The sequence below is a fragment of the Paenibacillus sp. J22P90 genome, from assembly GCF_059692195.1.
Map to the genome: position 1 here is coordinate 244,560 of NZ_JCAUAY010000006.1, position 13,703 is coordinate 258,262.

12 protein-coding genes are annotated in these 13,703 nt (G+C 49.0%); 5 read left to right on the forward strand and 7 right to left on the reverse strand.

The window, feature by feature from the left end; genetic code table 11:
• Nucleotides 1-223: 223 nt before the first annotated feature.
• Together AC58UX_RS21225 and AC58UX_RS21230 are read right to left on the reverse strand one after the other, a co-directional pair.
• Nucleotides 224-1,972 (reverse strand): ABC transporter ATP-binding protein, encoded by a 1,749-nt coding sequence (locus tag AC58UX_RS21225; protein WP_497256357.1) that lies wholly within the window; start codon nucleotides 1,970-1,972, stop codon nucleotides 224-226.
• A 62-nt stretch (nucleotides 1,973-2,034) separates the two neighbouring features.
• Nucleotides 2,035-3,765, reverse strand: a complete 1,731-nt coding sequence (locus AC58UX_RS21230; RefSeq protein ID WP_497256359.1) for an ABC transporter ATP-binding protein — start codon at nucleotides 3,763-3,765, stop codon at nucleotides 2,035-2,037.
• 198 nt (nucleotides 3,766-3,963) lie between these two features.
• On the opposite strand from AC58UX_RS21230, the gene AC58UX_RS21235 reads away from it, so the two are divergent.
• From AC58UX_RS21235 to AC58UX_RS21245, 3 genes are all read left to right on the forward strand, one after another.
• Nucleotides 3,964-4,992, forward strand: coding sequence for a copper amine oxidase N-terminal domain-containing protein (locus AC58UX_RS21235; RefSeq protein ID WP_497256361.1), 1,029 nt, complete (start codon nucleotides 3,964-3,966; stop codon nucleotides 4,990-4,992).
• A gap of 130 nt (nucleotides 4,993-5,122) precedes the next feature.
• On the forward strand, nucleotides 5,123-6,511 hold the full coding sequence (gene thrC, locus AC58UX_RS21240) for a threonine synthase (protein WP_497256363.1): 1,389 nt from the start codon (nucleotides 5,123-5,125) through the stop codon (nucleotides 6,509-6,511).
• 171 nt (nucleotides 6,512-6,682) lie between these two features.
• Nucleotides 6,683-7,183 (forward strand): hypothetical protein, encoded by a 501-nt coding sequence (locus AC58UX_RS21245; RefSeq protein WP_497256603.1) that lies wholly within the window; start codon nucleotides 6,683-6,685, stop codon nucleotides 7,181-7,183.
• Between the two features lie 59 nt (nucleotides 7,184-7,242).
• On the opposite strand, the gene rlmN is transcribed toward AC58UX_RS21245, so the two are convergent.
• The 3 genes from rlmN to AC58UX_RS21260 form a co-directional block, all read right to left on the reverse strand.
• Entirely contained in the window at nucleotides 7,243-8,325 is a 1,083-nt protein-coding gene (gene rlmN, locus AC58UX_RS21250; protein ID WP_497256365.1) for a dual-specificity RNA methyltransferase RlmN, read from the reverse strand.
• A gap of 182 nt (nucleotides 8,326-8,507) precedes the next feature.
• Complete coding sequence (locus AC58UX_RS21255; RefSeq protein WP_497256367.1) at nucleotides 8,508-9,353, reverse strand: ABC transporter ATP-binding protein; 846 nt, start codon at nucleotides 9,351-9,353, stop codon at nucleotides 8,508-8,510.
• Between the two features lie 162 nt (nucleotides 9,354-9,515).
• Entirely contained in the window at nucleotides 9,516-11,300 is a 1,785-nt protein-coding gene (locus tag AC58UX_RS21260; protein WP_497256369.1) for a methyl-accepting chemotaxis protein, read from the reverse strand.
• Between the two features lie 170 nt (nucleotides 11,301-11,470).
• Between AC58UX_RS21260 and AC58UX_RS21265 the strand changes: the two genes are divergently transcribed.
• Both AC58UX_RS21265 and AC58UX_RS21270 read left to right on the forward strand, forming a co-directional pair.
• Nucleotides 11,471-12,139, forward strand: coding sequence for an HAD family hydrolase (locus AC58UX_RS21265; RefSeq protein ID WP_497256371.1), 669 nt, complete (start codon nucleotides 11,471-11,473; stop codon nucleotides 12,137-12,139).
• Between the two features lie 85 nt (nucleotides 12,140-12,224).
• Nucleotides 12,225-12,551 carry an antibiotic biosynthesis monooxygenase gene (locus AC58UX_RS21270; RefSeq protein ID WP_497256373.1) on the forward strand — a complete coding sequence of 109 codons (327 nt, stop codon included), beginning with the start codon at nucleotides 12,225-12,227 and terminating at the stop codon, nucleotides 12,549-12,551.
• Between the two features lie 351 nt (nucleotides 12,552-12,902).
• On the opposite strand, the gene AC58UX_RS21275 is transcribed toward AC58UX_RS21270, so the two are convergent.
• Both AC58UX_RS21275 and AC58UX_RS21280 read right to left on the reverse strand, forming a co-directional pair.
• Complete coding sequence (locus AC58UX_RS21275) at nucleotides 12,903-13,268, reverse strand: DUF4180 domain-containing protein (RefSeq protein WP_497256375.1); 366 nt, start codon at nucleotides 13,266-13,268, stop codon at nucleotides 12,903-12,905.
• On the reverse strand, nucleotides 13,265-13,681 hold the full coding sequence (locus AC58UX_RS21280) for a winged helix-turn-helix transcriptional regulator (protein WP_497256377.1): 417 nt from the start codon (nucleotides 13,679-13,681) through the stop codon (nucleotides 13,265-13,267). The genes AC58UX_RS21275 and AC58UX_RS21280 overlap by 4 nt, the downstream gene beginning before the upstream one ends.
• Nucleotides 13,682-13,703 lie beyond the last annotated feature (22 nt).

The window sequence follows — 13,703 nt, forward strand, 5'->3', positions numbered from 1 at the left end:
ATTTGGCTTGATTTCGGTGAAACAGGCGATTCCGAGGTTTATAACTGGAGGGTTTCCAGTTAATCCGCTATTTCGGTCGTTTTCGGCGAAAATAGCTGGAGGTTTTCCAGTTATTCCAGTGGGAGCTGGGCTTCGAGAGCGAAGTTCGGGGCTCGGGTTCGGAGGCGAGTTCAGCCCGACCGCATATAAAAAAGGCGCTTCCCCACAAGGAAGCGCCTTTCTTCTATTCCACAACTGCCGCAGCACCCTTCTGCAGTTGGTACATTTTCGCATAGCGCCCGCCCAGCGCCATAAGCGTCTCGTGATTGCCGCGCTCGGCGATCTCGCCGCGGTGCAGCACAAGAATTTGATCCGCGTCGCGGATCGTGGACAACCGATGCGCGATGATAAGCGTCGTCCGCCCCTCGCTAACCACCTTCAGCGCTCGCTGAATGAGTCCTTCTGTCTCACTGTCGATGGAGGCTGTCGCCTCATCGAGGATCAGTATCGACGGATCGAACGCCAGCGCTCGTGCGAACGAGATCAATTGCCGCTGACCGGAGGACAGCGTGCTGCCCCGCTCCACGACCTGCTCGTTGTAGCCGTTCGGCAGCTGCTCGATAAAACCAGCTGCCCCAACATCGCGCAGTGCAGCCTTTACTCTATCCAGTGAGATGTCCTGATTATACAAACTCACGTTGAACTTAATATCCCCCGCGAACAGGAACGGATCCTGCAGCACGATCCCCATATGCTTGCGCAGCGCTTGTTTCGACATGCCTTTGATATCTCGGCCATCGATGGTAATCGCGCCCTCCTGCGGCTCGTAGAAGCCGAGGAGCAGGTTTAGGATGGAGCTTTTGCCAGAGCCAGTATGTCCGACCAAGGCGATGGTTTCCCCTTTTCGCGCTTCAAACGAAATCTGCTTGAGTACATTCTCCCCTTCTTTATAAGCAAAGGTGACGTTGTTGAACTTCACAATGCCTTCCGGACGCTGCACGCGATCCGCCTTATCGATTTCTTGACCGTCCATGTCAAGGATCGTGAATACTTTTTCAGCTGATACAAACGCCCGCTGGGCATTCGTCAACTGATCAAAAATCCCGATGATCGGATGAAAGATCCGTCCCAGATAATCAATAAACGCGTAGAACACCCCAAAAGAGATCAAGCTTTCCAAGGATTTTCCGCCAAAATACCAAATGACCATCGCTGTCACCAAGCTGCCGATCGTTCCCACCACATTTCGCGTAGAAAGCGCGTAGATACGGAACTGCTTCACCTGATTCACATAACGATCCTTGTTCAGCTCTTCAAATTCATCTAGTGTGACCTTCTCACGGCGGAAAGCTTGAATAATCGGCATCACGACGATGGATTCGTTAATCATGGCATTCATATCACTCAGTCGAGCGCGCATGATGGTGATGAAGATTTTTGAATATTTTAAATGAATGGTCATGATTACGACGAAGATCGGCGGCAGCGCCAAGCAAAACAGCGCAAGATGCCAATCCAGCAAGAAAAGCGCCACATAAATTCCAATGAGCTGCATCATGCTCACGACGAAGGTCGCCATGAAGCTCATAAACAGGTCACGTACGGCTTCCGTATCATTCGCAATACGCGAAACGACTTGCCCAATCGGCGTGTTATCAAAATATCGCAGCGAGATGCGATGAATGTGCTGCATGAGATCCATGCGCATGTTTTTAATAATTTGTAAGGCAGTGGATTGCAAAATGTAAGCTTGCGAATAATTACATAGACCTGCGGTTAACAGTAAAGCCATGTAGAGCCCCAGCAGCTTGAGAACAGGCGCCAGTTCACGTGCACCACCGGAGAGATGACCGTCAATAATGGTTTTGGTTATAAAAGGCCCGCCCAGATCTGCTGCTACTGAACAGCAAAGAATCAGCAGCGCACCGAGAATTCTGAACTTATAGACGAGTGCGTAGGCAATCAGTCGTCTGGCCGTAGTCGGTTTAGACAATCCGTCGTCCTCCTAAAAGTTTTACTTTGGTAAAACGATCTTCGTAAGCATAGGCTAAGTTCTCAATCTTCAAGACTGGCTTCCATCTGTTGGCGATCCCACTGCTCGCGATACCAGCCGCCGAACAGCATGAGCTCTTCATGCGTGCCTTCCTCAATGATTCGGCCCTCATCAAGGACGAGAATCCAGTTGGCATGGCTGACGGCAGACAAGCGATGTGTGGCAATCAACGTCGTACGCCCCGCGCGTTCCTGGCGGATATGCCCAAGAATGCGACTTTCTGTTCGCGCATCGACCGCCGAGAGGGAGTCATCCAGAAGCAAAATTTCGGAATCAATCAGCAGGGCCCGTGCAATCGCCAAACGCTGCTTCTGTCCGCCGGACAGCATAACGCCGTTCTCACCGACAATGGTAGCTAAGCCTTCTGGCATTTGAGCGACATCTTGGGTAAAAGAAGCCATCTCTACCGCATGCGCAATCTCTTCCGGTGAAGCTGTATGCTTACCAAGCGCAATATTGTCGCGGATCGACTTGGACAACAGCAAATGCTCCTGCGGCACATAAGCGACCCAACGCTTGATTTGATCCAACGTTATTTGCTCAATAGGGACGCCTGAAATAAGAAGCTTGCCTGGCTCGATCGTGTATTGGCGAATGAGCTGCTTGAGCAGTGTGCTTTTGCCGCTGCCGGTTCGGCCAACAATACCGAGCGTTTGTCCTCGCTCTAGCTCAAATGAGACATCCTTGAGACTTGGCTGGTTAGCTGTCGGGTAGGTGAACGTCAACCCCCTCATCTCGATACGATCTGGAACAGCTACATGGATTGGCTTCTCTACATCAACTACGTCAGCTTTCTGCGAGAACGCCTTATCCAGACGATCCGCCGATGCGCTTCCGCGCTGCAGAACGTTAATAAACTCACCGAAGGAAATCATCGGCCAGATGAGCATACCGAGGTAAATATTGAACGAAATGAGCTGTCCGAGCGTGATTTCATCATGAAACATGAGATAAGAGCCATATCCGATGCCAATCGAGTAACTCAAGCCAACGATCAACGAGGTTAGCGGTTGAAATAAGGCGTTGAGCATCGAAACACGGCGGTTTTTATGCATCACATCGGAGGTGACATCATCGAACGCTTTCAAATCCTGCGTCTCTTGCACATAGGAGCGAATCACGCGAATGCCTGAGATCGATTCCAACGCATGATCATTCATGACACCGAAGGAGGCCTGTGCCGCAAGGAAGCGGACCCTCACCTTTTTGCCTAACAAATTGATCACAAGAGCCAGGAAAGGCAGTGGAATTAGCGCCGCCAACATTAATTTGAAGGAGATGAGCGACACCATCGTCACGATGACGACCGTAGCCCCTACTAGCGTTGAAACAAGTGTCATCACACCGTAACCCGATGTTTGACCAATCGCTAAAATATCGTTTGTTGCTAAAGCCATCAGCTGCCCCGTCGTGTTGCGTTGGAAAAACGCTGGCGACATATTCGTCAGTTGGGCTAACAACCGACCCCGAAGGAGCTTTTCCACTAAGGCGGAGTTGCCGAATAAGTTCGTGATCCACAAGAAGGTCATCACATAAAGAAGAAGGGAAAGTCCAACTAATAAAAGCACCGTCTGGTTGAGCCCCGATGCCGTTAAATTTCCATAACGAATATGGTCAATGGTGTTTCCTATCATTTTAGGCGGAATCGTTTGTAATAAATTCACACCGATCATCAGAGAGACCGCGAGTACATAGTACCTCCATCTTTCTTTAAAAAACCATCGCAGCTTCATAACAAAAGACAACCTGTCCACCCCTTTTTCCAATTTCAGTCATTCACATTGATTCTATCGTGTAGGCCAAATGAAGTCTACTCCGCCACATATTTAAAATGAAACTTTCGGCTCGTCTGCAACCTTCTCTCGAGTCCACGCGTTAGAGAACAAGAATATCAACCATAATTTACATAATTGGAAGGACGTATACGAACCATGAAACCGATGATGAAAAAAACGCTCGCCATCCTCTCCCTATCCAGCATGCTGACAACAGGAGCGGCATATGCGGCTACTACGGAAGCTGTCGTTCCCGAAATGAACGCGAAACAAATCCAACCTGTGAAAACCCAGCTTGATGTTGCCGTACAAGTAAACGGGCAATCCATTGAGAATGGCTATTTGAAATCAGGCGCCACTGAGCCTATGCTGCCGCTTCGCGCTGTAACAGAAGGTCTTGGTTTTACGTTAACGTGGAATCCAGAAACCTACTCCGTTGATCTGTCGAAGGGTAATCTTTTTACAACAGTGAAAACTGGGGAAGACCGCTATACGGTTAATAAAATGTTAACTGGGCTCGGCACCGCGCCTGAATTGGTGAACAGCAAGCTGTATGTGCCTGCTTCCTTCGTCAACAAAATTCTGCACGGCACACTCGCTTCTAAAGGGAATTCCATTGCCATCTCGATGAAAGAAGCGACCAAAAAGGTGCAATCGACTGGCGTCATTACCTCCATTCGTACGACAGGAGATAACGCTCAGATCCACATTCAAGACACGGGTACTGGCGGTATCGTTCTTAATGTAAGCCCAGAAACAACGTACCAAATGCTTGACGGTACGAAGTTGACGCTTGCTGATCTGCACGTTGGATTGACGATCACTGCTGAGCATTCCATGGCGATGACGATGAGCTTGCCACCGCAAACGTCCGCATCCAATATCACTGTGCTTGACACAGCAGCTCATAAAGGCGCGTTAGGTACAGCGGGTGTGATTGAGGCGGTTCGCGAAGATGGCAGCCTTCTCGTTAAAGGTGAGGGCCTCACAGAGCAAGCACAGGATGAGATCGTACTGCAATTGTCTGCAGATACGGCGATCGTGGACGGCAAGGGTGATCCCGTGGAGAAATCCACGCTTGTGAAAGGCGCAAACGTTATTGGGTTTTACGGCCCTATGATGACCAAAAGCTTGCCACCGATCAGCAACGCTTGGAAAATCGTTGTAGAGAGTCCGCAAGAGTAAATAGTGAACCTTCCCTAGCAGGGGAGGTTCTTTTGTTTTAAAGGCAGCATATCCGTGGTGGATGTACACTGTCCAAATGTTCTGTTTTTTGATACAATAACTGAAAATTCAATCGTATAAGGGGACTCATATGGAATACATTAGCACTCGCGGCAAAGTAGAACCCATCGGCTTTATCGATGCGATCCTGATGGGATTGGCCAATGATGGCGGGCTACTCGTGCCAAAACACATCCCGCAGCTATCCGCTGACACGCTTCAAAGCTGGTCGAAGCTCTCCTATTCAGAGCTGGCCCTAGAAATCTTCTCGCTCTATGTGAACAACGAAATTCCACGCGATGAGCTGAAGCAGCTCGTCGATGAAAGCTATGCCACGTTCCGCGACGAAGCGGTTACGCCGGTTAAACGCTTGAGCGATGATACGTATGTGCTGGAATTGTTCCACGGCCCTACGTTTGCTTTCAAGGATATTGCGCTGCAATTCCTTGGCAATCTGTATTCGTATGTTTCACGCAAAACGAATTCCATCATCCACATCCTCGGAGCTACTTCCGGTGATACTGGAGCTTCTGCCATCGAAGGCGTACGCGGCAAAGAAGGCATCCGGATTTGTATCCTGCATCCGCACCAGAAGGTCAGCAAAGTACAAGAGCTACAAATGACGACCGTCAATGATGCGAATGTGTTGAATCTTTCCGTTGAAGGTACCTTCGATGATTGCCAACGCATTATTAAAGAGCTTTTTGCTGATGTCGAGTTCAAGCATCGCTACCACTTGCGCGCGATTAACTCCATCAACATTGCCCGAATTTTGGCGCAAACGGTGTATTATTTCTATGCTTACTTCCAGCTTCCACAGGAGCAACAGGCTGCGAAGGTCAACTTCAGCGTGCCTACGGGTAACTTTGGCGATATTTTTGCTGGCTACCTGGCTCAGAAAATGGGGCTTCCGATCAATAAACTCATTCTCGCTACGAATGAAAACAATATTCTTGAGCGCTTCGTCCAAGAAGGCGTGTATCAACCAGGCAAGTTCCGCGGCACATACAGCCCGTCCATGGACATTCAAGTCGCGAGTAACTTTGAGCGCTACTTGTTCTACTTGTACGGCGAAGACGCTGCGGCAGTTAACGCAATCATGGAGCAGTTCAAGGCCGAAGGCCGCGTCGTTATCCCTGCTGATAAGCTGCAAGCAGTGCAGGCTGATTTTGCCGCGTACGGCGTGAAGAACGAGGAGTGTCTCGACACGATCAGCGCTTACCACGCGAAGTACGAATACCTGCTCGATCCGCACACAGCGTGCGGGGTTGCTGCAGCCGATAAGCTCGCCACTGCTGGCGAGGTGACGGTGTCGTTGTCCACGGCGCATCCGGCGAAGTTCGATGAGTCGATTCGCTTGCGCGGGATTGCTCAGACCTATCCGGAGCAAATCCAAGCCTTGTTCGACAAACCACAGTTTCAGAAGGTGGTTGGCGGTTCAAACGATGCGATCAAAGATGAGCTCGTGAAGTTTTTCTAGTAAGGGTTGTTAGAAACCTTCCTTCCACTTGTGGGGGAAGGTTTTTTGTTACAAATCAGTCCCGAGACCGATCTTCGACCTTCCCTATAGTCGGAAGACACTTGTACGCTGTCGTGGTATTCTTAGAGTAATGAATCCAACATAGTAGGAGTGAACAAATTGCATATGAATATGAATCGTAGCGCTTTTCTCGGACCGATCTTAATTTTACTAGGTGTCTTTATGTTTCTTAAGGGAGACGTCGCGTTTAGCTCGGGTACCATTTTTGAATATTTTTGGCCGACACTGTTCGTAATCCCCGTCGGTGTCTTCTTCCACTGGATGTACTTCTTCATCCTGCAACGTCGCGGTGTCGGCGTGCTCGTTCCCGGAGGCATTCTCTTAACCGCGGGTATCGTGTGCCAAATCTCCACACTGTTCGATATCTGGCACCTCATGTGGCCAGGCTTCATGCTGGCTGTTGCCGTAGGCTTGTTCGAACTGTATTGGTTCGGCGACCGTAACCGGTATCTGCTCATTCCGATTAACATTCTGACGGTGATGTCGCTGCTGTTCTTCGCGATCTTCTCCATTGGCTCGCTCTTCGGAACGCTCTTCCATAACAATTCGATCATCGCGATCGCGCTCATCGTGGTTGGTGGACTGATGATGGTTGTACGGAATCGCAACTAGTCGCCAAATATGAAAAGCCGTCCCACAGGGAGTACCTGCGGAGACGGCTTTTTCTAATTTTATCCTGCCACAACGTTATCCCCTGTGGATTGTTTGATTTGTTTGCTGCGAAGTTGTCCACAAGCTGCATCAATGTCCGTCCCGTGCTCCAAGCGCACGCTGCAGGAGATGCCTTGCTTCTTGAGCGTATCGTAGAAGGCGCGCACCGATTCACGCTCACTCCGTTGATATTGGCTGTGCTCATCCACCGGATTGTACGGAATCAAGTTCACATTCGCCAGCTGGCGGATATGCTGAATCAGCTCAGCCAGTTGGAGCGCATGCTCTCTGCCATCGTTCACATCTTTGAGCAAAATATACTCAAGCGTAATACGGCGATTCGTCTTCTCCAGGTAGTACTCGATTGCTTCCATCAACGTTTCGATCGGAATCGCTTTGTTGATTTTCATAATGCGGGTACGAAGCTCGTTCGTCGGCGCATGCAAGGAAATCGCTAGATTCACTTTCAGATCGGAGTCCGCAAACTCTCTAATCTTCGGCGCAAGACCGCTAGTTGATACGGTAATGTGGCGCGCTGCGATATCTAACCCTTTTTGGTCTTTCACGACGCGGATAAAATCAACCATGTTCACGAAGTTATCGAACGGCTCACCGATCCCCATCACCACGATGTGGCTGACACGCTCGCCTTTCCCCATGGTGTCCAAATGAAATTGGACCTTCATAATTTGTCCCACGATCTCAGCTGCGGACAAATCACGGCTTTTAGCCAACAACCCGCTCGCGCAAAAGCTGCATCCAATGTTACAGCCCACTTGTGTGGTTACACAGACGGATAACCCGAACTTGTGACGCATCAGCACCGTTTCGATCAAATTTCCGTCCGACAGCTTGAACAAAAACTTCATCGTACCATCAGCCGATTCTTGTCGCGTATGCTCGTTCAAAGTCTGAATGGCGAAGTGTTCGCTTAGCGTTGCTACGCAATCCGCTTTCACATCCGTCATTTCCGCAAACGAAGCGACCCGCTTACGATACAGCCAGTCCCATACTTGCAGGGCGCGTGATTTTTTGTAGCCTTTTTCAGCGAGCCAAGAAACCAATTGATCAAAAGTTAATCCATAAATGGATGATGTATTCATTCCGTTATCCTCATTTCGAGACTATCACGTGCAGTCTAATTCTTCTAAGCAGCCGAAGCGTACTATCTATATAGGTATTGTGCCAAAAATCCTCCCCGAACACAAGGGAAGGTACTCATTTCCACAAAGAAAAGGCACCTCCGAATCCGGAGGCACCTCTTTCACAAGCTCATCTGAGCCAATTAGGCGCTAGTTACTTCCACTTTGCGTTCCTCTTCTGCCGCGACTTCATCATCCGATACCAGCCCATAAGGGATACAGAGCGGCACGCCAGCGCGTTTATCCACGATGACATCGGCATGAATGGCGAACACATCGAGCAGCATTTTCGGTGTTACAATATCCATCGGTGCGCCTTCGTAGACGACATTTCCTGATTTTATCGCGATCAAATGATCCGCATAACGCGTCGCATGATTCAAATCATGCACAACCATTACGATGGTCGTTTTATGGCGTTCGTTGATTTCTTTGAGCAAACAAAGAACTTCAAGCTGATGGGCCATATCCAAATAGGTCGTAGGCTCATCTAGGAACAGCATATCCGTTTGCTGCGCTAACGCCATGGCGATCCATACACGTTGACGCTGTCCACCTGACAAATGATCAATCGGACGATCCTTGAACGGTGTCATCCCTGTGACTTCGAACGCCCAGTTGATGATCTCACGATCCGCGCTGGACATCTTCTGGAAGCCGCGCTGATGCGGGAAACGGCCATACCCCACCAATTCTTCGGCAGTGATGCCTTCTGGAGCGGAGGGTGATTGCGGCAAAATCGCTAACTTCTTCGCAATTTCCTTCGTTGATTGGTGATGAATAGAATGACCATCGAGGAATACGGTCCCTTCGGTCGGCTTCAGTAGTCGCGACATCGCTTTTAGAATCGTCGATTTCCCCGACCCATTCGCACCGACTAACGCCGTGATTTTGCCCGTTGGAATCTCAATGCTCAAATCGTTGATGATTTTCAATTTATCGTAAGAAACATGCAGCTGTTCGGTATATATTCTCGTCGCTACTGCCATGAGGAACATCCCCTTTTTTTCATTATGTATATAGGGTTAAATGATTGTATAATTTCTCTCCATTAAATAGAAATGATAATCATTATCAATGAAAATGTCAAGGTTTTTCACACAAAAATAGGATGCCCTAAGGCATCCTTCTTCTTCCATGTGATCTTTTTGTTACACCTTAAACCGAGCAACAGCCAATTGCAGTTCATTCGACATGCCGCTCAATTCGTTAGCCGTTCTGGATACTTCCGAAATCGTCGTTAATTGACGCTCCGTTGCGGCAGCAACGGCTTGTGTCAGCTCGGTTGTCATCCGAGTCAGCTCCGCCATCTCCACGATGCCAGCTAGCACTTCCTCCGAGCTTGCTGACATTTGCTCTGATACGGCGGATACATCGGTCATCTGATCGACGACTTCCTGAACAGTGGTAGAAAGAGCCTTAAAGGTGCCGTCCGTTTGCTCGACAACAGCTTGCATCGCCACCACTTCTCCGAGACCGCGATCCATCGCAACAACAGCGGCGCCGGTTTCGTGTTGAACTCGCTCGACGAGTTCAGCGATACGCTCCGTTGCAAGTCGTGACTGATCCGCAAGCTTGCGGATTTCGGTCGAAACGACGACGAAGCCTTTGCCGTGCTCGCCCGCTCTAGCTGCCTCAATCGAGGCATTTAGCGCAAGCAGGTTCGTTTGTCTCGTCACATTCGTGATGAGTACGGTGATCTCGCCGATTTCCTCAGACATCGACTTCAAGCTTTGAATCGCTTGTACCGCCTGCTGTACGGAACGCAGCGCTTCCGTAATTTGCTGCATGCTTTGCCCCATCCGCGCATTCCCTTCGCTTGTATGGGTATGCGCATGACCCGAAATGTCTGTCGCATGTCCTGCTGATTCCGCTACGCGCTGAATCCCGACGGCCATTTCATTCATGGCATGGCTGCTTTCCTCTGTGCCCTGACGCTGTTGATCCGAGTGCGAAGCAAGCTGCCCCATCATATTCGAAACAGAAGCTGCGGATTGACTCGTTTGCTGCGCACCGGTTTGTAAGGATTCCGATGCGGAGGAGACTTGCCCTGCAGCTTGTGCGATTTGAACAATGAGTCCGCGAAGGTTCCCGACCATCTCCTGCAAATGATTGCTGAGCACACCTAATTCATCACGCTTTTTACTTTTAACTAGATCTGTTTGAGATAAATCCCCTGCTGCTGCCGCCTGTGCAAGCTTGACCAGCGGGTTTATTTGACGTAAATACAGCCTCACGATAATCGTAATAAAGATCATCCCTACAACAATCGCAGTAAATCCAATCCATAAAGACTCGATGGTGTACTTCGACATTTGTGCATCAATTACAGCGTAATTAAAATCAAGACCAACGAAAGCAACTAATTTGTCATCCTTGTCGCGAATCGCGCTCACCACACTGATCCATGTTCCCCATGAATCTGTGTAGGTACCAGTGAGAGCAGAGCCTGATTTCTCTGCTTCCTTTAGGGCATCTAGTAGCTCAGGCACAGGCACATAAGGTTCAGCAGGCTTCTCAGAGACATAAAGCTCCGCATTAGACAATAAGTTCAACAGGGCTGGCTCCCCATCCGACGTAGTCCATTCCGGGTAAAATAAGTACGCATTTTCCACCAAGTCCCCTTGTGAAACGCGGTCCATATCCTCTTGTATATTCATAACTTGAGGATCATATTTGTAGGCATCCTGACTTTTCTTCAATTCTGTTTTAGCTTTCTCAATATAATCTAGCTTCTGCATGAGCGGTGCTTGGAAAACACCTTCAAGCGCAAGCAAGTTTTCTGACATTTGACGTTGATGCTGTTGGTACGACACAAGGGTTAGCAACACGCATAAGAGAATATAGCAGGCGGCCGTCCAAGCGGAAATTTTGAAAGAAAGCGATCTGAAAAACCCTACAGAGCCTTGCTTGCCTTGTTGTTTTGCATGTGACATGATTAAAAAAGACACCTCCAGAATTGTGCATACGACAGTTATGTAAAAATAGGAAATATAGACTAGCTAGTCTTCTAGATTTCGACAAAGTTTTTAGAAACCCTTCCTAATTGATATTTAGAATTTGTTGTGATCCTTTACGAGGATGATAGAAAAAGGAGTTGTAGACAATGACTGCGATTCGAGCGCTTATTTTTGATTTTGACGGCACGATTCTGGATACGGAGACGGCTTGGTACGAGGCGTTCAGGGAGGCCTATCTCGAGCATGAGGTGGAGCTGTCTTTGGACATGTACGGGAAGTGCATTGGGACGTCCTTGCATGTGTTTGATCCCTATGAATATTTGATAACAGAGCTGAACATCCCCTTGGATCGGACCGCGTTTAGGCAAAATATTCACGCTCGACATACCGAGCTAATGGCGCAAGAGGGCATTCGGCCGGGTATTCTTGCATATTTAGCGGGGGCCAAAGAATTAGGCCTGCGCATTGGTCTAGCCTCCAGCTCTAAGCGAGCTTGGATCGATAAGTATTTGGCCCAGCTGGGGATCGGCCATTATTTTGAAACGATTCGCACCGCTGAAGATGTCGCTTTGGTGAAGCCTCACCCCGAGCTGTATGAGCTCGCATTGAAGGATCTTGGCGTACAGCCGCATGAAGCGATTGCGATCGAAGATTCGCCGAACGGAGCGCGCGCGGCTGCCGCTGCCGGCATGCACTACATCGTCGTGCCCAACACGGTGACGACGTACCTTACCTTTGATGGCGAGCCGCGGACGGTGCAATCTTTGGAGGAGCTATCGCTAGGAGCGTTGCTGGAGGCGGTTAGGGGTAATTAGCTGGAAAAGCATGTATTGACGGCTCCTTCTTTTTCATTGATAATGATTCTCATAATCAAACGAAGTTAAAAAGGAGCTGAACATCGTGCTTATCCAACAGAGAACGATTATTGTACAACCTGGTAATAGCGATAAAGTGGTGGAGCGTTTTAGCAAGGAAGGGCCGCTAGACGGCATGGAAGGACTTATCGATGTGACCGTGATGGTCAATAAACGGAGTAAAGAGACTGAAGAAGTCGTCGTCTTCATCCGTTGGGAGTCCGAAGAAGCGTGGAAAAACTGGGAGAAAAACCCCGAGCATCTCGCAGGCCACCGCAACGCTAAGGGTCAGGAGCGTCCAGAGTACGTCATCTCCTCGAATGTTAGCATGTTCGATGTGAAAAAAATTCGGCCTGGTCAGTTCGGGCGCTAAGAAAGTGGCGCGGGGAGATCCTGCGCTGCTTTTTTTAATGGCTTGGGAGCCGCGTTGCCCCTTCTCGCCCGCCCACCGTCGACCAGATTAGCTGGAAAAAGTACAGCTAAATCAGACAATTTCCCACAGTATAGACAACTAACCGGATTTCCTACATCTAATTTCAGCAAATTATCTCCGACTGAGCAGAAAGCGATAAATTAGCTGCATGTTTTCCAGTTAGATCGTGTTTTGGTGGAAAATCAGCCGAATTAACTGGAGATTTTCCAGTTATTCGTTGCCGCGGGGAACTGGGGTGCGAGCGGCTGTAAGAGGTAGCTGCAGGAACTGATGCACACTTAAGCAGCTTCCCTAAACCGCATGCAACGCATCCAACGCCGCTTGTTCATCTTTGACGAAGAAGAATTGCTTGCCATGGTTGCATTCGTAGATGAAATCGCGCAGGCTTTTGCTGTTATATTGGTCGAAATCGCCGATGATGGCCATTTTCATCTGATAGTTCGTGTATTTCTGAAGAACATCACCAGCTAGTTTTGTTTTGAGCTCGAAGAAATCCTCGGTCACATTCCACTGTTGAATGATAAATTTGTCGCATCCCGACAAGTAGCGGACGCTGGCCATTAGATCGAGGGCATCCTGAGCGTTGCTGATGAGAATGTCCGTGCTCTCCACGATGGCAACCTGGGAATTGCCCTTTTGATTAATTGATGTGTTCATGTCAGTTCTACCTCTTTCTCCATAAGCTCGTCGACAAGGTCCTCATCTTCCCGTCTGTTCAGTACATTTTCCTCAAGTACAGCGAATTTATCTCCGTATTCTTTAATGATGTGCGTCTCTCCCCACATACAAAGTGAATCCAGAATCGGCTTCAAGCTCGCTCCATAGTCGCTTAACTCATATTCTACCTTTGGCGGCACTTGATTGTATACGATTCGCTTCACGATCCCGTCATCCTCAAGCTCTCTGAGTTGTTGGGTCAGCATTTTCTGCGTGATTCTCGGCATCAGTCGCTTGAGATCACTTGTGCGCCTCTTACCGTGCGTTAAATGGCAGAGAATCACGCATTTCCACTTCCCGCCAATGACTTCTAAGGTGGCTTCTACGGAAATGTTATATAGTTTTTTACCCATATAAGTATCTCCCTCCCATTCG